The sequence below is a fragment of the Luteibacter sp. UNCMF331Sha3.1 genome, assembly GCF_900109915.1.
Lineage (GTDB): Bacteria > Pseudomonadota > Gammaproteobacteria > Xanthomonadales > Rhodanobacteraceae > Luteibacter.
Genome location: NZ_FOBU01000001.1, coordinates 1,325,004 through 1,344,460, shown reverse-complemented (window position 1 = coordinate 1,344,460; position 19,457 = coordinate 1,325,004). Strand labels below are relative to the sequence as shown.

The 19,457-nt window shown below is 66.8% G+C and carries 15 protein-coding genes, 1 tRNA gene and 1 pseudogene; 10 read left to right on the top strand and 7 right to left on the bottom strand.

Going from position 1 to position 19,457, the window contains the following annotated elements; all coding sequences use genetic code 11:
- Positions 1-29: 29 nt before the first annotated feature.
- The 4 genes and pseudogenes from thrC to BMX32_RS05965 form a co-directional block, all read right to left on the bottom strand.
- Positions 30-1,307, bottom strand: a complete 1,278-nt coding sequence (thrC, locus tag BMX32_RS05980) for a threonine synthase (RefSeq protein WP_089975584.1) — start codon at positions 1,305-1,307, stop codon at positions 30-32.
- A gap of 2 nt (positions 1,308-1,309) precedes the next feature.
- On the bottom strand, positions 1,310-2,260 hold the full coding sequence (locus BMX32_RS05975; protein WP_089977009.1) for a homoserine kinase: 951 nt from the start codon (positions 2,258-2,260) through the stop codon (positions 1,310-1,312).
- A pseudogene (locus BMX32_RS05970) lies at positions 2,254-3,324 on the bottom strand (homoserine dehydrogenase); the annotation flags it as partial. The pseudogene BMX32_RS05970 and the gene BMX32_RS05975, both read right to left, overlap by 7 nt.
- A gap of 459 nt (positions 3,325-3,783) precedes the next feature.
- Positions 3,784-5,775, bottom strand: coding sequence for a bifunctional 2',3'-cyclic-nucleotide 2'-phosphodiesterase/3'-nucleotidase (locus BMX32_RS05965; RefSeq protein WP_089975579.1), 1,992 nt, complete (start codon positions 5,773-5,775; stop codon positions 3,784-3,786).
- Between the two features lie 128 nt (positions 5,776-5,903).
- Between BMX32_RS05965 and BMX32_RS05960 the strand changes: the two genes are divergently transcribed.
- The 3 genes from BMX32_RS05960 to BMX32_RS05950 all read left to right on the top strand — a co-directional run bounded on the left by BMX32_RS05960 (position 5,904) and on the right by BMX32_RS05950 (position 10,992).
- On the top strand, positions 5,904-8,213 hold the full coding sequence (locus BMX32_RS05960) for a TonB-dependent receptor (RefSeq protein WP_170843570.1): 2,310 nt from the start codon (positions 5,904-5,906) through the stop codon (positions 8,211-8,213).
- 56 nt (positions 8,214-8,269) lie between these two features.
- Positions 8,270-9,307, top strand: a complete 1,038-nt coding sequence (locus BMX32_RS05955; RefSeq protein ID WP_089975574.1) for a glycerophosphodiester phosphodiesterase — start codon at positions 8,270-8,272, stop codon at positions 9,305-9,307.
- Between the two features lie 176 nt (positions 9,308-9,483).
- Positions 9,484-10,992, top strand: a complete 1,509-nt coding sequence (locus BMX32_RS05950) for an amino acid permease (protein WP_029213227.1) — start codon at positions 9,484-9,486, stop codon at positions 10,990-10,992.
- A gap of 55 nt (positions 10,993-11,047) precedes the next feature.
- On the opposite strand, the gene BMX32_RS05945 is transcribed toward BMX32_RS05950, so the two are convergent.
- The gene (locus tag BMX32_RS05945; RefSeq protein WP_089975571.1) at positions 11,048-12,163 is read right to left on the bottom strand and encodes a hypothetical protein; all 1,116 of its coding nucleotides are present in this window, start codon (positions 12,161-12,163) and stop codon (positions 11,048-11,050) included.
- Between the two features lie 22 nt (positions 12,164-12,185).
- The gene (locus BMX32_RS05940; protein WP_089975569.1) at positions 12,186-13,325 is read right to left on the bottom strand and encodes a reprolysin-like metallopeptidase; all 1,140 of its coding nucleotides are present in this window, start codon (positions 13,323-13,325) and stop codon (positions 12,186-12,188) included.
- 207 nt (positions 13,326-13,532) lie between these two features.
- On the opposite strand from BMX32_RS05940, the gene BMX32_RS05935 reads away from it, so the two are divergent.
- From BMX32_RS05935 to BMX32_RS05910, 7 genes are all read left to right on the top strand, one after another.
- The gene (locus BMX32_RS05935; protein WP_089975566.1) at positions 13,533-14,237 is read left to right on the top strand and encodes a glutathione S-transferase N-terminal domain-containing protein; all 705 of its coding nucleotides are present in this window, start codon (positions 13,533-13,535) and stop codon (positions 14,235-14,237) included.
- Positions 14,238-14,342: 105 nt separating this feature from the next.
- Entirely contained in the window at positions 14,343-14,849 is a 507-nt protein-coding gene (locus BMX32_RS05930; RefSeq protein WP_049808575.1) for a hypothetical protein, read from the top strand.
- Positions 14,850-15,078: 229 nt separating this feature from the next.
- Positions 15,079-16,956, top strand: a complete 1,878-nt coding sequence (locus BMX32_RS05925) for a M61 family metallopeptidase (protein ID WP_244511470.1) — start codon at positions 15,079-15,081, stop codon at positions 16,954-16,956.
- A 189-nt stretch (positions 16,957-17,145) separates the two neighbouring features.
- Positions 17,146-17,502 (top strand): hypothetical protein, encoded by a 357-nt coding sequence (locus tag BMX32_RS18405; RefSeq protein ID WP_139206678.1) that lies wholly within the window; start codon positions 17,146-17,148, stop codon positions 17,500-17,502.
- 36 nt (positions 17,503-17,538) lie between these two features.
- A complete protein-coding gene (locus tag BMX32_RS05920; RefSeq protein WP_089975562.1) occupies positions 17,539-18,282 on the top strand; it encodes a hypothetical protein in 744 nt (247 codons plus the stop codon).
- A gap of 197 nt (positions 18,283-18,479) precedes the next feature.
- Positions 18,480-18,893 carry a hypothetical protein gene (locus tag BMX32_RS05915; protein WP_139206677.1) on the top strand — a complete coding sequence of 138 codons (414 nt, stop codon included), beginning with the start codon at positions 18,480-18,482 and terminating at the stop codon, positions 18,891-18,893.
- A tRNA-Arg gene (locus tag BMX32_RS05910) sits at positions 18,871-18,947 on the top strand. Before BMX32_RS05915 ends, BMX32_RS05910 begins: the two co-directional genes overlap by 23 nt.
- A 175-nt stretch (positions 18,948-19,122) precedes the next feature.
- On the opposite strand, the gene BMX32_RS05905 is transcribed toward BMX32_RS05910, so the two are convergent.
- The coding region (locus BMX32_RS05905) for a cytochrome P460 family protein (protein ID WP_170843608.1) at positions 19,123-19,457 on the bottom strand (335 nt) is incomplete at its 5' end.

Genomic DNA, 19,457 nt, shown 5'->3' with positions numbered 1-19,457 from the left:
AATTAATGTGACCCACGACACGCGGCGTGTCACCACGCGCGCAACCATGCACCAAACGCGCGCGTATCCACGGTCATCGGTTCGGCGTAAGGCTCCCGGGAAAGCATGGCCTGCAACGCCTCCGGGACATCGACGGTGCGCCCCGTCAACGGCTCGACCACGGCTTCGAACTTGGCCGGATGGGCCGTCGCGGCGATGGTCCAGGGCCGGCGGTCGCCCGCGAGGCGCAGCTTCTCGAATACCCGGATGCCGGTCGCCGTGTGCGGACAGAAGACCTCGCCATCGCTCGCGGCGTGCCGTCGGATGACGTCGCGGATCGCGGCGTCGTCGACGCTTTCCGCGCGGCCGCTGGCGCGCAAAGTGGTCTCGTCTCCGAACAGGTGGCGCAGGCGTTCGAAGTTGCTGGGGCTGCCCACGTCCATCGCGTTGGCGAGCGTGGGCACCGCGTCGCGTGGCCGATAAGGCATACCGCCATAGAATTCCGGAAGCGTCCCGTTCGCGTTGCAGGCGAATACCACTTCGCCGATGGGCAGTCCGATCTCCCGCGCCCAGAGGCAGGCGACCGCGTTGCCGAGGTTGCCGGTGGGCACGATGACGTTCATCGGCTCGCCGGCCTGCAGCGCCGCGTGGCCGAAATACGCCATTTGCGGGAGAAGGCGGCCCAGACTGATGCTGTTCGCCGACGATAAGGGCACGTCGGCCTGCAACGCAGGGTCGCTCAGCGCGCCTTTCACCAGCCGCTGGCAGTCGTCGAACGTGCCCTCCACCCGGAGCGCCCGGACGTTGTCGCCAAAGCTTCCGAGCTGGTGCGCCTGCCTCGGCGACACCCGGTTGTCGGGGTAGAGGATCGCCACGCGCACCCCCGGCAGCCCGTGGAACGCCGCGCCCACGGCCGCGCCGGTGTCGCCGGAGGTGGCGACGAGGATGGTCAGGGGAGGGGCGTCGTGGCGCCGCGTGCGGACGATGCAGGCGGCCAGGAAGCGGGCGCCGAAGTCCTTGAAGGCCGCGGTCGGGCCGTGGAAGAGCTCGAGCAGGTGGGCGCCGTCGATGCGCAGTTCGCGACGCGGCGCGGGATGCGCGAAAGCTTCGGCACAGATCGCGCCGAGCTCCTCCGCCAGGGCATCCCCGGCAAAGAAGGGCTCCAGCATGTGCATCGCCGTGCCGGCGAGATAGCCGTCGCGGGCGGGGCGCGACACGCGGGGCATGGCCTCGGGAACGTAGAGCCCGCCATCGGGCGCGAGCCCCGCGGCGATCGCGGCGGACAATCCGACCGGCGCGGCGCCACCGCGCGTGCTGACGTAGCGCATCGTCACAGCACGCGGGCGGCGGGTCCGTCGACGGGCGCGACGAGCACGTCGCTTTCGTGGCCGGCGGCGAGGAAGGCGGCGTGCATGTCGTGCGCGGCGGCGGTCGCCGTGGCGCGGTCTTCGAACCAGCCGAAGACACTCGGCCCCGCCCCGGAAATGCTGGCGCCCATGGCGCCGTGATCGAGCGCGGCCTGCTTCACGTGCGCGAAGCCGGGAATCAGCGGCGCGCGGCGGGGCTCGATCAGGACATCCGCCAGCCCTTCGCGTACCAGCGTGGCGTCGCCGCGGTAGCACCCGGCGAGTACGAGCGCGAGGTTCGCGCTCTGCGCCACGAATTCGCCCAGCGCGTAGTGGCCCGCGAGCGCCGCGCGCGCCTTGCGCGTTTCGAGCACCACATGCGGGTGAACGAGTGCGCAGTGCCACTGCGCCGGCACGGGGATGCGCACCAGCCGCCGCTCCGTCGCCAGGACGAGTCCGCCGAGCAGCATCGGCCCGAGGTTGTCGCCATGACGGCTGCCACTGGCGACCACTTCACCGTCGAGCGCGAAGGGGTAGAGGTCCTGTTGCGGCAAGGGATGGTCGAGAAGTGCGTTCGCGGCGACCACCGCCGCCACGCACGACGCGGCCGAGCCGCCCATGCCGGACCCGAGGGCGATGCCCTTGTGCAGGATGAGTTCGAAACCGAACGGGAGGTCGAGGCCGCGCATCATCGACAGCAGGGCCGCGCCGGCGGTGTTCTCGGCGGCCACGATGGGCAGGTCGGTGACGACGCCATCGATCGCCGCGATGCGCACGTCGCGCTCGGGGATCCGGCGCACCTCGGCGCGGTCGCCCGCACCTTCGACGGTATGTCCGAGGATATCGAAGCCGATGCCGACGTTGCCGACACTGGCATAGGCCTCCGCGACGGCGACGTTCGTGCCGGCCAGGGGCGAGGATTCTTCTTTCAGCATGCGCACCGTTTTACTCCCATCGCGCCCGCCACGCGCAGCAGGTCGGTAAAGACCGCCGCCGCCGTGACCTCGGGGCCGGCACCCGGGCCCTGGACGACCAGCGCATTGTCGCAGTAACGGCGCGTCGCGAAACGCACCACGTTATCCGTGAGGTGCGCATGGGCGAAGGCATGGTCGCGATCGACCACCCGCACCCCGACCGAGCCCTGTCGCCCGTCGAACCGCGCGACGTGGCGAAGCACGCCACCGGCCTCGCGCGCTTCGGCCAGCATCGCGGCCATGGGTTCGTCGAGCGCGGCGAGGCCGGCCATGAACGCGTCGCGCGAGCCGTGCGCCAGCGCTTCCGGTACCAGGCTGCGCACCGCGACGTCGTCGAGCGACAGGGCCACGCCGGCCTCGCGCGCGAGGATCACGAGCTTGCGCGCCACGTCCATGCCCGAGAGATCGTCGCGGGCATCCGGTTCCGTGTAACCCATGTCGTGGGCTTCGCGCACCAGAACGGAGAAGGGCACCGATCCATCGAAGCGGTTCAGCAACCAGGCGAGCGTGCCGGAGAGCATGCCTTCCACCGCCATGAGTTCGTCGCCCGTGTCCAGGAGGTCGCGCAGCGTCTGTACCACCGGCAGGCCCGCACCGACCGTGCCCTCGTAGTGCAGCCGCGCACCGCTCGCGTCCGCGGCCGCGCGAATGTGCCGCCAGCGATCGACGGGACCGCTCGCCGCGCGCTTGTTGGGCGTGACCACATGGATGCCCGCCCCGAGCCAGCCGGCATAGCGATCCGCGACGAGGTCGCTCGCGCTGCAGTCGGCGAGAACCGCGGCTTCACCGTGTTCGCCGGCCACGTACGCGGCGAACTCGTCCAGCTCGGTCGGGCGCCAGGTCTGGGCGCCGTGCAGGCGTCCGTTGAGTGCCTCGTCGTCGCAGTCGAGCCACATGTGGCGGCTGTCGCAGACCGCGCGCAGGCGCAGCTCGAGACGACAGTCGCGCAGCAGCCGCGGCGTGGCGGCGCGCAACTGGGCGAGCAGCGCGGTACCGACCTTGCCGGGACCGACGATGCCGACGTTGACGACGAGCGGCGCCGCGACGTCGCGCAGGGGCGCGGCGCGAAGCGGCGAGCGGTAGGGAGCGATGGCGATGGACACGGGACAAGCCTCCGGTGAGAGGCCCTTCGTTCGCGTCAGGTGGGATGTGCGGCGTTTCGATCCGGCGCCCGTCCCGTCCTGCGGGAGGTCGGGGCCGGCAGCGACTGGGAACTAGGCGCGCGCGAACTCCGATCCTCCGACCAGGGTGGTCGTGGTCGTTGTAGTCGCGGTGGAAACGGACGCGGGCGCACCGGCCGGGAGGGCCGGGGTGGAACGCAGCGCTGGCGCGTTGGGGTGCATGGGTCGACGTTATGCCCGGCTCTCGGGGGCTGTCAAGCAGCCGGATGGCCTAGGGGCGATGTAGGAGCCGCTATAGCGGCGAGCTCTTGGCGAGCAGGTGCCGAGAGCTCGCCGCTATAGCGGCTCCTACGGTAAAGGTGGTCAGCGCTTCGACAGGTCGATCGCGTAGACCGCCGTGCCGTCGCCGTTGTCGCGCAGCTGGCGGATGGGCAGGCCGAGCGAGGTCGCCACGTCGACCTTGCCGCTGGCGGAGGTGAAGGTCACGTCGCCCTTGGTGCGTACCGGCGCGAAATGCCACGAGGCTTTTTCGACGTTCTTGCGGGTGAGCGTCTTCATCTTTTCCACCCAGTGGATCACGACCTCGCGGTTGCCGTCCGGTGCGTTGAGCACGACGCTGTCGCCGTTCATGCCCGGGAACTCGCCGCCGCCATTGGCGCGATAGCTGTTCGTGACCACGACGAACGGCTGCGACGGCTTGATCGGCTTGCCCTTGTAGCGAAGGTCGACGATGCGCTCGCCTTCCGGCTTCGTGACGTCGATGGCGTAAGTGACGCCGCCCTGCATCTGGTCGAAGTTATAGCCCGCCATCTTGCCGATCAGCGGCTGCTCGCCCTCCTTCGACGGATCGATGCGATTGAAGCGCGATGCGGATTTTTCCAGCCATGCCTTGACGCCGGTACCGTCGATCTTCACCGCGGCGAGCGTGTTCGGATAGAAATAGAGATCGGACGCGTTGCGGATCGTCATCGGACCCTTCGCCACGTCCGTGAAGTCGTCCGGTCCGCCGAAGCCGGTGCGGAACGCGGAAGCGGCCGAGATCACCGGCACGTCCTTCAGGTCGGGGCGCGTGCGACCGAGTTCGTCGCGCGCGTAATCGATCTGCGCCGCGTTCACCACGGCGAGCGCGGACATGTTGCCCTCGTCGGCGAAATAGCTCGTGAGCGCGTGATCCGTCGCGCCGATCGGCGTGTTCACGTACGCGATCGCCGCGTCGTGCGCATCCTGCACGAGCGGCGCGATGGTGGGATCGGGCGCGACGCAGTCGTTCTTCTTCGGGCAGATCGGACGCACCTGGCTGCGGCTCTTGTCCTTGTCGACCACCCAGCGATCGCCTTCGCGCTTCAGCGTCATGTTGATCACGCCGAGATCCTTGCCGAAGAAGCCGCCCATCACGGCCGGCACGCCGCGAACGATGCCGCGCTTCGCGTCGACGTCCTTCATGCCCGCATAGCGCGGCCCCGGGAATTCGGTGTGCGAATGGCCCAGCAGCAGTGCGTCGATACCCGGCACGCCCGCGAGGTACCAGCCGCCGTTCTCCATCTGCGGCGTGTACGGCGACGTGTTCAGGCCACCATGCAGGATCGCCACGACGAGGTCGGGGTGCTGCGCCCGCAGCTCGGGCAGGTATCTGTTCGCGGCTTCGACGACGCCGTCGACCGTGACCTTGCCGGCGAGGTTGCGCTTGTCCCAGTCGAGGATGGGTGGCGGCGTGAAGCCGATGATGCCGATCTTCAGCGTGGTGCTGACGGGCTTGCCGTCGCTGCCGGTCGCGGTCACCGTCTTCTCCACCACGGTCCACGGCTTGAAGAGGGGTTTGCCGTCGCGCGCGCTGTAGACGTTGGACAGCACGATGGGGAACTTCGGACCCGCGCACTGGCGCGTATTCACGCCATCGACGTTCATCGCCGTGTTCGTGACTTGCGCGAGGAACGGCAGGCCGTAGTTGAATTCGTGATTTCCCGCGGTGCCGCCGTCGTAACCGACGGCGTCCATCGCCTTGTAGATGCCGAGCTCGGTATCGCAGCCGATGGGCTTCACCAGCGCCTGGTAGTCGGCGAACACGCTGCCCTGGATGGTGTCGCCGCTGTCGAAGAGCACCGTGTTCGGGAATTCCTTGCGCGCGTCGCGGATGAGCGTGGCGACACGCTCGTAGCCGAAGGTCGGATCGTCCTTCTGCTTGTAGTAGTCGTACGAGAGGATGTTCGAATGCACATCCGTGGTCTCGAGGATCGCGAGGTCGAGCGTCGCGCCGTCCTTGACGCCCGCGGGCGCGGAAGTCCTGCCGGGCGGCGTACCGGCGCAGGCGGCGAGCAGGGCGGCGGACAGCGCCGCCAGGGCGAGAGGCTTGATCATGCGGGGATCCGTTGGGGTTTCCGGGGCGAAAACTAGCAGAAATGTGTGACGCGCCCCACCTTTTCGGTGCACCGGCGGGGGCCGTAAACAAAACTACACATGCGACGGGCACGCTCGCCGGCTTCCCCATGCACGTGCTCCCCCGAATGATCGTCACCCGCCGCGCCCTGTTTCTTGCCCTTGCCTCCGCGATCGCCGTGCAGGCCCATGCCGACGAGGCGACGCCTCCGAAAACCCAGGACCTCGAAGCGGTCTCCGTGATCGGACAGGGCGAGACCCGCCAGGTGCAGCGCATCGTCCCGGACGACCAGAAGGTGTTGCCGCCCGGCACCAGCCCGCAGAAGATCCTCAACCGTCTCCCGGGTGTATCGGTGCAGTCGAACGACGCGTTCGGTGCGAACGAGGAATCGCAGTCCATCACCCTGCGCGGCTTCAACACCACGCGCCTGGGCTACACGCTCGACGGCCTGCCGCTCGGCGACAACGCCTACGGCAACTACAACGGCCTGAACATCTCGCGTGCGCTGATCGCCGAGAACATGGCGACGGTCGAACTCTCGGAAGGCATCGGCGCCCTCGGCACGGCATCCACGAGCAACCTCGGCGGAGCCATCCAGTACTTTTCCGCCGATCCGGCGAAGACGTTCGGCGGCAAGGTGGCACAGACGTTCGGCAGCGACCATAACCGCCGCACGTACGCGCGCATCGATACCGGCGACTACAAGGGCTTTTCGATGTACCTGTCCGGCGTGCATGCGGACGCGGACATGTGGGCGCGACCCCACTCGCCGACCAACACCAAGCAGTTCAACGGCAAGGGCGTCTACGAGTTCGGCGAAGGCAATCGCATCAGCGGTTTCGTCGATACGTCGCGCACCAGCCAGGCCGACTACGCGTATCTGTCGAAGAGCGGGATGCGCCGTGGTCTCGGCTGGGACTGGAACCTCTACGCACCGGACTGGAATCGCGCTCTCGCCGCGGCGTACTGCGCGCCTGCCTATACGAAGGGCGGCGTCAAGGATCCGCGCTGCGGCTTCTCGGGCGGCGTGGACAATATCGACGACGCCTACTACCAGAGCCGCGCCCTGCGCCGCGACGACCTCTATTACATCGCCGGCGACTTCACCGTGACCGAGTCGGCCACGCTGCACACGCAGGTCTACCACCACGAAAACGCGGGCCAGGGCCACTGGTGGTCGCCGGGGCAGAAGTCGAATCCGGGCACGGCGCGCGAGTTGCCGATCTCCATCCGCAGCACGAACTACACGATCAACCGCGACGGCGCGATCGCATCGCTCGCATGGGATCTCGGCAGCCATCACATCGAAGGCGGCGTGTGGTACGAGCAGAACCACCATCACGTCGAGCGCAACTTCTACTACATCGACGGCCCGGTCAGCGACGACCGTTATCTCTCCGATCCGGACCGCCGCCTGTTCGCGCAGAACTACACGATCACCACGAAGCAGGCCTACCTGCAGGACAGCTTCAAGGCCGTGGACGACCGGCTCACCGTCGACATCGGCGTGAAGAGCCCGCACACCACGATGAAGGCGGTCGAATTGCCTGGCGTGGAGAGTCCCTATGCCAATGGCACGCTGAAGGCAGGCAAGTCGCTGCTTCCCCAGGCCGGTCTCGCGTTTCAGCTCGCACCGGGCCAGGAGCTGTTCCTCTCGTACGCGAAGAACATCGCCGCCTTCCAGGGCGGCGGCGCGGGCGGTCCGCTTTCCGTCTCGCAGGCGGCGTTCGATGGCACGAAGTCGGGCCTGAAGCCCGAGGAATCGCGTTCGATCGACGGCGGCTTCCGCAGCGTCGGCGACGCGTACGAAGCCTCGGTGGCGTTGTACGACGTGAGGTTCGACAACCGTCTGCTGTCGCTCAATCCGTGCCCCAGCATCGAGGTGGGCACGCGTCCCGAGTGCAACACCGCGTTCGTGAACGTCGGCTCGGTCAGCAGCCGGGGTGCCGAATTCACCTTCATCTGGAAGCCGGTGCGCGGACTCGAGTGGTACAACTCGGCATCGTTCAACCGCTCGACCTACGACGATAACTACGTGGCGAACGGCCAGATCGTGCCGGTGAAGGACAAGACGACCGTGGACACGCCGAAGCGCATGTTCGCCAGCGAGATCAGCTGGCACGACGGTCCCTGGTCCGCAAGCCTGCGCGGCAAGTACACGGGTCGTCGTTACTACACCTACACCAACGACCAGGAAGTCGCCGGTGCCACGTCGTTCGATTTGGGTGCAAGCTACGACTTCGGTCCCATCGCGAGTCTGAAGGCCTTGACCCTCGCCCTTAACGTCACCAACCTCACCGACCATCGCTACGCGACGAACCTGACCGCCTTCGCGGCCACCGATCCGCAGGGGCGTGCGCTCGCCTTCCACGCGAGCGCTCCCCGGCAGAGCTTCGTCACCCTCACGGCGGACTTCTGATGGGTCGGATTGGTCTATCCTCGGCCGCATTCGCCTTGTTGCTCGGAGCGCTGCCGATGTCCACGACCGCCACGACCACGCCCATCGCGGCGAAGGTCCTCGTCATCGGGCATCGCGGCGCGAGCGCGCTGCGACCCGAGCACACGCTGGCGTCGTACGCCGTGGCGATCGAGGACGGTGCCGACGTCGTCGAGCCGGACCTCGTGTCGACCAGGGACGGGGTGCTGGTGGTCCGCCACGAGAACGAGATCGGCGGGACGACCGACGTCGCCAGCCATCCGGAATTCGCCGCGCGTCGCACGACGAAGACCGTCGACGGCGTCGCCATCGCCGGCTGGTTCACGGAAGACTTCACGCTCGCGGAGCTGAAGACGCTGCGCGCGCGTGAGCGCCTCGCGGATATCCGCAAGGGCAATACCGCGTACGACGGCCAGTTCGCGGTGCCGACGTTCGACGAGATGATCGAATTCGTGGCGGCCGAGGCATCGGCGCGCGGGCGTGTCATCGGCATCATTCCCGAGATCAAGCACTCGACGTACTTCCGCGGCATCGGCCTGCCGATGGAAGACAAGGTGCTGGCGACCATCGCGGCCCACGCGTACACGCGGTCCGCACCGGTCGAGATCCAGTCGTTCGAGGTCGGCAACCTGAAGTACCTGCGGGGAAAGCTCGGTAAAGCACATCCGAACATCCGCCTTCTCCAGTTGATGGAGGCCGGCGACGAGCATCCGGCCGACGCGCCGGCCACGTCGTATGCCGCGATGATGACCCCGGAAGGGCTGAAAGCGATCGCAGCGTATGCAGACGCGATCGGGCCCTCCATCCGCAGCATCGTTCCGCTCGATAAGGACGGCCGCCTCGCTGCGGCGACGACGCTGGTGCGCGATGCGCACGCGGCCGGTCTCGAGGTGCATCCGTACACGTTCCGGCCCGAGAACCATTTCCTGGCCGCCGACTTCCGCGACGGCGCGGGCGACGCGGCCCGCAACGAGGCCGGTTCGGTGGCGGAGATCCGCGCCTATCTGGCGACGGGCATCGATGCGTTCTTCACGGACGATCCGGCGCTGGGGCGCAGAGCCGTCGACGGGCGGTGACCGTTACCCTGGTGGGAGCCAGCCTGCTGGCGAAAGGTGCTTGCCGCGAGCACCCTTCGCCAGCAGGCTGGCTCCCACCAGGGCGGCGTACGGCTACACACCGCCCCGCCGTGTCCCGACGACAGGGGAAGCCCCGCCCGCTATGATCCCGGGTCAGCCAGCCCAGGGTGTCCCACATGTCGTTAGCCAGGTTCCTTCGCCACAAGTCCGTCGAGCAGTTGCAGGCCGAGGTCGGCCAGCGCAAGGACTTCCGGCGCGTATTGGGCCTGTGGCAGCTCACGGCGATCGGCATCGGCGGCATCATCGGCGTCGGCATCTTCGTGCTCGCAGGCCAGCAGGCCGCGATGAACGCTGGCCCGGCGGTCGCGCTCAGCTTCATCATCGCGGGCTTCGGCAGCGCCTGCGCCGCGCTGTGCTACGCCGAATTCGCCGGGCTGATCCCGGTCACCGGCAGCGCGTACACCTATGGCTACGCGGTGCTCGGCGAGGGCGCCGCCTGGATCATCGGCTGGGATCTCCTGCTCGAATATGCGCTCGTGGTCGCGGTCGTCGCCATCGGCTGGTCCGGTTACGTGCAGGTGTTGCTCGCGACGGCTGGCGTGCACCTGCCGGAGTGGGCGCAGAAGAGCATGAGCGCCGAGACCATGACGTATTACTGGCAGCACGCCGTCGGCCCGCTCGGTATCTCGTTCGGACATCCGGTAGCGGCGCCGACCGATGGACACCGTTTCAACGTCATCGCGGCGGGCATTTCGCTGTTCGTCGCCGTGCTGTTGTCGATCCGCACCGAGTGGGGCGCGCGCCTCAACACCGGCATCGTCGCGATCAAGGTACTCGGCGTGGCGCTGGTGATCGGCGTCGGCGCGTTCTTCATCAACACGGCCAACTGGCACCCGTTCATCCCGGAACGCATCTTCGACGACAAGGGCGTGGGCCATTTCGGCTGGCACGGCGTCCTCACCGGCGCGAGCGTGGTGTTCTTCGCCGTGTTCGGTTACGACACGCTCACCACCGCCGCCGAAGAGGCCCGCGATCCGCAGCGCGACCTGCCGCGCGCCGTCCTGCTCTCGCTGGCGGTGGCCATGGTGCTCTACATCGCGGTCTCGCTCGTGCTCACGGGCATCGTGCCGTACGCGACCCTGAGCGGCGAAGCCTCGGTGTCCGACGCGTTCAACGCGATCGGCCTGCCGTGGATCAGCAACGTCATCGCGGTCGCCGCCGTGATCGGCGTCATCAGCGTGCTGTTCGCGTTCATGCTCGGCGCGGCCCGCATCTGGTTCGCGCTGTCGCGCGATGGCCTGCTGCCTGCATGGTTCGCCCGCGTGCATCCGCGTTTCGGCACGCCCGCCCGCCCGACGATGATCCTCGGCCTCTTCACCGCCGTCGTCGCGGGCCTGCTGCCCATCGGCGAAGTGGCCGAGCTGGTCAACATCGGCACGCTCAGCGCCTTCATCCTGATCTGCGCGTCGGTGCTCGTACTCCGCGTGCGCAAGCCCGACCTCGATCGCAAGTTCCGCACGCCGGCGGTGTGGTTCGTGGCGCCCCTGGGCATCCTCTTCTCGCTGGCGCTCATCTGGGGCCTGCCCTGGATCACCTTCGAGCGCTTCGCCATCTGGATGGCGATCGGCCTCATCGTGTACTTCACCTACGGCGTGCGCCACAGCAAGCTCAACCGCGACGCCTGATGCGGCGGTGTCGGCGCCTTCGCCTTCGTGAGAGAAGGCGAAGGATCGAGCCGTTCTACTTCACCTTCTCGAACTTCCCGCCCACCGGGTCGGCGTGCCATGCGCCAGCCATGTAGTCGCGCATGCGCCGCTCGTTGGCCGGCGTGAATCGATAGCAGTTCGAGCGCAGCGCGTTCGCGTACGGGTAGAGGTTGGTCTCGCACGGCCAGACGTTCGACCAGTCGATCTCCGCGGCCTCGTGCGACGCCGAGAGCGTGTGGCCGAATTCATGGGCGATCACCGAATACGGGCCACGGATCGATGCGATCGCCTGGTCGCCGCGCACCCATGCCTGTCCGTGGGCGCCGGGGATGGGCATGCCGGACGTGATCAGCATGTGCTTGAACCACGCGCGACCGTCGATGGAAAGGAGGCCGTCGCGTTCCGCCTGCGCTTCCGCGGCCACGGTCCAGTCGTCGAGCGCCGTTTCGTAACCGTACGGCAGATCGGTCAACCCCTTGATGTCGCGGCGATAGACGGCCTGGATCTTCGATACCGCCAGCGTGCGGCGCATGCCGGCCACCCACCAGGCCACGTAGCCGGCATGCACGTGTTTTTCCGACACCCCGCGCAGGTCGTCGTGGAGGTACATGTAGAAGCCGGCCGTCGACACGCCTTCGTGCGGATTCTGCGTCGAGGGCGACGACGTCTCGCCGCCCTCGGGCGAGGCGATCGCCACGCTCCGGCGCGATCGACGAGCCGCTGCGTCGTCCGGAGGCGACCCCGGCAGCTCCATGGCGTGGCTGCCCGCGTGGTCACGCGCGAAGCCGGTCACGCGTACACCGTGTGGCGCGGTCACGGTGATGTCGAGATGGTCGGCCGAGCGGGTGACGAAAGCGGGCGCGCCGTCCCACGTCGCGGCATACATGGTCGCCACGGAATCGTCGGAAAAGCGGACGTCGACGTCGAGTACTTCGATGATCGTCAGCTGACCACCACCCGCCGCGTCGCGAGCACGGATACCACGATCTGCGAAGGTGACGGTACGCGGCAGGCCATGCGCGACGGCCCGATCGAAGACGTCGATCGGATCGACGCGGACGCCGGATGCGGATGTGGCGCAGACGGAAAACACGAGGGAGCCGACGCATGCGCGCACGTGGCGCGCATGCCGGGAAGAGTGTCGGTACATGGCGATCCTTTTCCGTGTCGGGTCAGTCGACGAGCGTCATGGCGCTGCTCGCCGGATCCAGCGGCTGCGGGCCGTCGCCGCCGCGGGTCAGGTAGGTGCGGATGCGGGCCTCGTTCGCCGCGGTGTACCGGTAGCAGTTCGAGAGCAGCGCATAGTCGGTCGGGTACAGGTTCGTCTCGCACGGCCAGACGTAAGACCACCACACCGCCGAGTCCTCGTGCACACCGCCGAACGTATGGCCGAACTCGTGGGCGACCGTGTTGTACGAGCCCTTCAGCGACACCATGGCCTGATCGCCGCCGAGCCATGCCAGGCCGACCGTCGAAGGCGCGACGAGGTCCTTCGTGATCAGCATGAACTTGTATTCCGATTTGCCGGGCTGGTACACGAGCTTCGCTTGCGCGGCGTATGCATCCGCGGCAAGGGTCCAGCGCCACATGTCGGTCTCCTTGTTGCCGTAGGAGAGGTCGGTCATGCCGGGCCGGTTGTCGATGTAGAACACTCGCAGCCGGTACGACGGCAGGATGCGCTTCATGTCGGCTATCCACCACGCGACATAGCCCGCGTTGATGTGCTGTCGGGATGTCCCTTTCGTATCGTCGTGCAGGAAAATCCAGAAGGTCACCGTCGGCGGCACGACGGCCGGTGCGAGGTACGACAGGTCGTTGGTGGTGCCCGACGCGCGCGCGGACCGTGCCGCGAGCATGGCTGGCCGTGCTCCGGCGTGTCGGCGGCTTGCGGCATCGGACGCACGGGGTGCCTGTGCGGGCCCGGGGTTCGCCGGCGGCGCCACCTGATGGCTCCCGGACGAATCGTCGGTGAAGCCGGTGATGGTGACACCGTCACGGCCGGTCACGGTGATGTCCATGTGGTGGTCCGAGCGTGTCATCACGGCCGGTTCGCCGCGCCACGTGCCGGTGTACAGCCGCGCGGGCACGCCATCGGTGAACCGCACATCCACGTCCAGCGCCGCCGCGATCGTCAAGACGTCGCCCGGGGCATCCCGGCCGCGGGCGCCGTGCGTGTCGCCGAGCACGATGGTGCGCGGCAGGCCGTCCGCGACGGCCGCGTCGAAGCGGTCGAGTGCGTTGGACGCCCGTACCGTGGGCGCTGTGGCGAGCAGGGCGAGCAGGCAGCATGCTGCCAACGACGTCGATGTCATGGACGATTTCCTTTTCGTGGATGCGCCGGTCGGGAGCGCGGGAGGCGGCACGATACGCGCGTCGCGAGCCCATGGGCGGCGTGGGGCGCACGGGGAGCCGGACACCTACTTCGATTCGCGCCGAACCGGAGCGCGGGCGCGTCCTCATTGAATCCCCACGATCGAGCGCCTACCTTCGGAGGGCCTTCCCATCACAGGACCGATCCGATGACCGACCTATCGGCGTTTCCCATCGCGCAGCGATGGCCCGCGCAGCATCCCGAACGCATCCAGCTGTATTCGCTGAACACGCCGAACGGCGTCAAGGTGTCGATCATGCTGGAAGAGCTCGGCATCCCGTACGAGCCGCACCTGGTCGACATCGGCAAGAACGAGAGCAAGCTGCCCGAGTTCGCGTCGCTCAATCCGAACGGCAAGATCCCGGCGATCGTCGACCCGGACGGCCCGGGCGGCGCACCCATCGGCCTGTTCGAATCCGGCGCCATCCTGCTCTACCTGGCGGAGAAGACCGGACGGTTCATTCCGCAGGACGCGACGAAACGCTGGGAGACGATCCAGTGGCTGTTCTTCCAGATGGCGGGCATCGGTCCGATGTTCGGACAGGTGGGCTTCTTCCATAAGTTCGCCGGTCGCGAGTACGAGGACAAGCGACCGCTGGAGCGCTACGTCAACGAATCGAAGCGGCTTCTCGGCGTGCTCGACGCGCAGCTGAAGGGCCACGACTGGATCGTCGGCGCCGAGTACACCATCGCCGATATCGCGACGCTCGGCTGGGTCAACAACCTCATCACGTTCTACGGCGCGCGCGAGCTGGTCGGCTTCGACGATTTCGCCAACGTCGCCGCATGGCTGGAACGCGGCATGTCGCGTCCGGCGGTTCAGCGTGGACTGAGGATACCGTCGCGGGGATGAGCGCAGGCGCCGGTCCCGACCCTCGTGCTACGGTTGGGAGCGGAGCCACGGCGTACGCCGGGTCGCGCTCCGGATGACGCAACAGGGTAAAAAGGAGAAACACCAGTGAGGAAGTGGACGATCGCCGCGTTTCTGATCGCGGCCGCGACGCCGACGGTTTATGGTGCCGACGCCGTGACGGTGCAGAAGCCCGTGGGTATCAACGAAGATGCGGACGTGCCGAAGGCGGTGCTCAACGAGTGCAAGCTCGAAAGCGAGCTGCCCGACGCCATCGCGGACAAGGCCAAGGAGACCGGCACGGCCGTGACGTTCGCCGAGAAGGTGTCCGGCGCGGAACCGGGCCGGGTGCTGTGGATGGAAATCACCGACGTGAGCGCCGATGGCAATGCCTTCATGGGGCACCACAAGGCCATGACCGTGAAGGGCAAGCTGTACGAGGGCGGCAACGTCGTCGGCAGCTTCAAGGACCGTCGCGTCTCGATGGGCGGTGCCTTCGGTGGCTTCAAAGGCAACTGCGCCGTGCTCGTGCGCACCGCGAAGGCCATCGGCGAAGATATCGCCCAGTGGCTGGCGAAACCGAAGATGGACGACAAACTCGGCGATCTCGAGTAAGTGCCGTCGCGGCGCCGGGCCCGGCGCCGCGATTTCCTGCGGCCCGCCGTCCACCGGCACACGGCCCGACCGTGACCTCTGGCATGGGGCACCCCCCTCCCTGCCGTTTAGGATCGAAGGCTTGCGCGAACCGCCTTGGGCGGCGCCGATCCGCTCGCATGGAAGAAAGGGCGACCACCATGTTTCCCCAGGGGAGAATGCTTTGAAATCCACCTTGCTTGCTTCCGCGCTGCTGGCTGCCCTCGCGGGCGTCGGCGCCACCGCTGTCCGTGCGGACGACGTGCCGACCGTTCCCGCCCCGCAGGACGTGGCTTACGACGGCACGCTGAAGATCACGGTCGACGCGACCGACCTCGACCGGCGCATCATGCGCGTGCGTGAGACCGTGCCCGCGAAGCCGGGCCCGCTGACGCTGCTGTTCCCCGAGTGGATCCCGGGCCACCATTCGCCGACCGGTCCGATCGACCAGTTCGCAGGCCTCGTCGTCACCGCCGGCGGCAAGCGCCTCGAGTGGAAGCGCGACGAATACAACGTCTACGCGTTCCACGTCGACGTGCCCGCCGGTGCGTCGTCCGTCGATCTCGAATTCCAGACACTGACGCCGCAGGACGCGCGCCAGGGCCGTATCGTGATGACGCCCGACATCGTCAACGTGCAGTGGAACCAGGTCGCGCTGTATCCGGCGGGTTACCGCGCCGATCGCGTGCAGGTCGAACCGACCGTGAAGTTCCCGGCCGGGTTCCAGTTCGGCACCGCGCTGGAGCAGGCGAGCAAGAACGGCGACACCGTCACGTTCAAGGCGATCGATTTCGACAACCTCGTCGATTCGCCGATCTTCGCGGGTCGCTACTTCAAGCGCGTGGATCTCGATCCCAACGGTCGCTCGCCGGTGCACCTGAACATCGTCGCCGACAACGCGAAAGCGCTCGAGATCAAGCCGGAAGGCCTGGAGGCCCATCGCAAGCTCGTCCAGCAGATGGACAAGCTCTACGGGGCGCGTCACTACAACCACTACGACTTCCTGCTGGCGCTGACCGACAAGCTCGGCGGCATCGGTCTCGAGCACCATCGTTCGTCCGAGAACAGCGCGGGAACGAACTACTTCACCGAGTGGGACAAGAGCTGGGCCGGCCGCGACCTGCTCGCGCACGAATACAACCATTCGTGGGACGGCAAGTATCGCCGCGGCGCCGACCTCGCCACGCCCAGCTTCAACGTGCCGATGGGCGACAGCCTGCTGTGGGTGTACGAAGGCCAGACGCAGTTCTGGGGTAACGTCGTCGCGGCACGCTCGGGCCTGCTGTCGCAGGATCAGGCGCGCGACATGCTCGCCTTCGTGGCCGCCACGTACGACAAGGGCCGCCCCGGCCTGTCGTGGCGCAACATCCAGGACACCACGAACGATCCGACCATCGCCCAGCGTCGTCCGCTCTCGTATCGCAACTACCAGATGAGCGAAGACTACTATTCGGGTGGTCAGATGATCTGGCTCGACGTGGATACGAAGCTGCGCGAACTGACGAAGAACAAGCGGTCGCTCGACGATTTCGCCAAGGCGTTCTTCGGCATGAAGGACGGTGACTGGAAGGTCAATCCGTACACGTTCGAGGAGGTGGTCTCCACGCTCAATGGCATCACGCCGTTCGACTGGGCGACCTACCTGCGCGACCGCGTCGACGGTCACAAGGGCGACCTCGAAGGTATCGAACGCGGTGGCTGGAAGCTCGTCTACAACGACAAGCCGTCCGAGGCCGCCAAGGCGATCGAGGCCCGTCGTCACTACACCGACCTGACCTACTCGGCAGGCTTCTCGGTGTCGTCGAAGGGCGACATCGCGGACGTGCTCTGGGACGGTCCCGCCTTCAACGCCGGACTGTCGCCGGGCATGCACATCGTCGCGGTGAACAACAAGGAGTTCGACGGCGACGCGCTGAAGGACGCCGTGACCGCCGCGAAGACGGACAAGGCGCCGATCGAACTGCTGGTGAAGAACTTCGACCAGTACAAGACGATCCGCATCGACTACCACGATGGCCTGAAGTACCCGCACCTCGAGCGGGACAAGAGCAAGCCCGACTGGCTGGGCGAGCTCTACAAGGCGAAGTAAGCACGACAGAAGGGCGCCGGAAGGCGCCCTTCTTGCGTTCGTGCCGCGAAACGACGGGATGAGTCCGCAGCGCGGTTCCTACACCGTTCGCGCTATTTACGAGGGCGTGCGTTGATCGTCAAATGTCGTACGAGCGGTAGCAAGCGGATGCCGCTCTCGCAACATCGCGAACCCATGGAGGGAACGATCATGCCTGGACTCAATTCGCCCTATTCGAAAGACATCGTTGGTGCAGCTTGCGGCTTCGGAGATTTCCTTGGGGGCGCCGGTAGCAATCGATGCTTTTACTACGCCGTCTCGATAGGGTGGGCGGATAGCGAGGCGGATGCGGTGACGGGGCGGCCTCCTCTCGGCATGAACGCAGGGGCCATGCTCAATGTCACGTACTGCGACCCGGATGGAAGTTGTCCGCCATACAGCCGTGCGTCGGCGGTGGCCTTGAGGTTGTCTGAAATCAACTTCGGCGCCTACCCCGGACTCGATGCCTGCGTCGCCTTCCATTATTTCGGCAAGCCGGCGCTTCCGTCGAGTGCGGCGGGCAATTAAGACCGGCCAAACATTCCGCCAACGAGGAGAAACGTCATGGATGGCGAAGGCCCGTATGAATTTCGTGTGCTCGGGTTCCTGGACGATCGCAACTACGGCCTCAGGACGTTGGTCCTGGATCCGAAGACCCGGACGCTTGGGGATCTGTACTGTCTGATCTTGCGTGCTACGGAAACGGGTTCTACCGGGAAGGTCGATCTGACGCGCTACAACGCGAATGAAGGACTCATCTACAACGATATCGATGTAATAGGGTATTCGACGTGTCGTCGCTCGGAAGAAGTGGACGCGCATTGCAAGGGCCGCGACTACGGAAACATCGCAGCCTTATACAAGGTACTGCACAAGACGCACGAAAAGACCACGGACATTTTCAGTACGGAGGAGCGCAACGGCGTACCGCCCCTCGACGTTCTGAAGACGGAAATCCCGGAGGCTGCCGTGGCGCGGGAGACCCAGCGGCAGAGGGATATCTGTCGGGCGATCGTCGAGCGTCCCGAGTATGCCGAGGCCATCGCGACGTACGATGTCGGATCCGACGAGTACATGAAAGCCGTGCAGCCCATCTACGATGAGGCGGCCGGGGCATTCCCTCGCGCGCGTCGGCTTCCGCGTGCGAAGAGCGACACGTCGAGAACGCTCGATACGTACGGTGTCGTGAGCGGGCAGGGATTCTTCATGTTCCAGTGGCGGGCGATACCGAGGGGGCAGGCAGGCATCGACTGGGGCGACGTGGCGCTCGACTTTATCGCCGACGGGCTTGCCGAATTGGCGGGATGACGATTCGACTCGATCGTGCCGACAGGTTGCAATACCACTCGCACCGATCGCCACGATTGCTCAACTACCTCACCCGGAGCGGAATAAGGGCAGGTCCGACTCACTGGGCGAGTTCTACAAATCGAAGGAAGCACCACCCGAAGGGCGCCGGAAGGCGCTCTTCTCATGTCTGGCCTTCGCGACGTTGCTATCGAGTCATGACCCGTTCCCCTGCGCCTCCCGGCCTCGAACTCGACCGCGCGCACACGCGGAGGCGGCATTTCATGCTCGCCTTCTGGCTCCTCGCCTTCGGCAGCGCCGCGATCGGAAACACGCTGACATGGCGCATCGATGCGGATCGCCATGGCATCGCAGCGTCGGTGTCGGAGATCGCCACCAACGAGTTCACCAGCATGGCCGTGTCGCTCGCGATGCTGCCGTTCCTGCTGCGCGCGTGCGATTGCTGGCCGCTGCACGCGGAGACGCGGCGTCGCTACCGTGAGACGGTGCGCGCCGTGGCGGCGGGTGCGGAGCCGGCCCGTGCGAGGGCCCCGGCCCCAAGACTAGGCCGCCGGGGACATACCCGCTACAATGCCGGTCCGCTGTTACGCGCCTGTAGCTCAGCCGGATAGAGTAGTGGCTTCCGAAGCCATTGGTCGGGGGTTCGAATCCCTCCAGGCGCGCCATTCTTCCCCGCACTCCTTCCTCCGGAGCCGCCGTCCCTCGAGCTAAGGCGCTCTGGCGCAGGCTGGCGACAGAGCGCGTGCTGTGCCCCGTGCCCGAACGGTCCGAGGACGCCACGCGACTGCGGGGCTTCCGAGCGTCCACGAAAGGACGGCCCGTCCGCTCGACCATCGCCGCTCACTTCGAATACGAGCTGAAGACGAGATCGCTCCCGGCCGGCAACTTCTTGTGGCATGCGTAGCACGCATTCACGAGCGCGACGCTCTGGTTCGCGGTACCGTCGTTCTCAAACTGCGCGTAGCCCCAGCCGTCGGTATCGGGGAAGCGTTTCGAGTCCTTCACGCTGATCTGGACGTTGGTCGGTTCGCCCGCGACGAACGACTGGTCGCGACCGAAGATCGCGTTGTTGCGCGCGGACGACTCGTACTTCCACGCGAGCCGGTTTCGGAGACATGCCAGCGCCTCGGGACAACGAGACGCTCGACGTCGTCCCCCCCCCCCCCCCCCCCCCC

Coding starts and splice junctions, on each gene's coding strand:
- BMX32_RS18405 (WP_139206678.1), top strand. CDS start 17,146: ATGCCTGGACTCAATTCGCCCTATTCGAAAGACATCGTTGGTGCAGCT.
- BMX32_RS05950 (WP_029213227.1), top strand. CDS start 9,484: ATGTCGTTAGCCAGGTTCCTTCGCCACAAGTCCGTCGAGCAGTTGCAG.
- BMX32_RS05975 (WP_089977009.1), bottom strand. CDS start 2,260: ATGCTGAAAGAAGAATCCTCGCCCCTGGCCGGCACGAACGTCGCCGTC.
- BMX32_RS05960 (WP_170843570.1), top strand. CDS start 5,904: ATGCACGTGCTCCCCCGAATGATCGTCACCCGCCGCGCCCTGTTTCTT.
- BMX32_RS05915 (WP_139206677.1), top strand. CDS start 18,480: ATGACCCGTTCCCCTGCGCCTCCCGGCCTCGAACTCGACCGCGCGCAC.
- BMX32_RS05955 (WP_089975574.1), top strand. CDS start 8,270: ATGTCCACGACCGCCACGACCACGCCCATCGCGGCGAAGGTCCTCGTC.
- BMX32_RS05940 (WP_089975569.1), bottom strand. CDS start 13,325: ATGACATCGACGTCGTTGGCAGCATGCTGCCTGCTCGCCCTGCTCGCC.
- BMX32_RS05965 (WP_089975579.1), bottom strand. CDS start 5,775: ATGATCAAGCCTCTCGCCCTGGCGGCGCTGTCCGCCGCCCTGCTCGCC.
- BMX32_RS05945 (WP_089975571.1), bottom strand. CDS start 12,163: ATGTACCGACACTCTTCCCGGCATGCGCGCCACGTGCGCGCATGCGTC.
- BMX32_RS05920 (WP_089975562.1), top strand. CDS start 17,539: ATGGATGGCGAAGGCCCGTATGAATTTCGTGTGCTCGGGTTCCTGGAC.
- BMX32_RS05935 (WP_089975566.1), top strand. CDS start 13,533: ATGACCGACCTATCGGCGTTTCCCATCGCGCAGCGATGGCCCGCGCAG.
- thrC (WP_089975584.1), bottom strand. CDS start 1,307: ATGCGCTACGTCAGCACGCGCGGTGGCGCCGCGCCGGTCGGATTGTCC.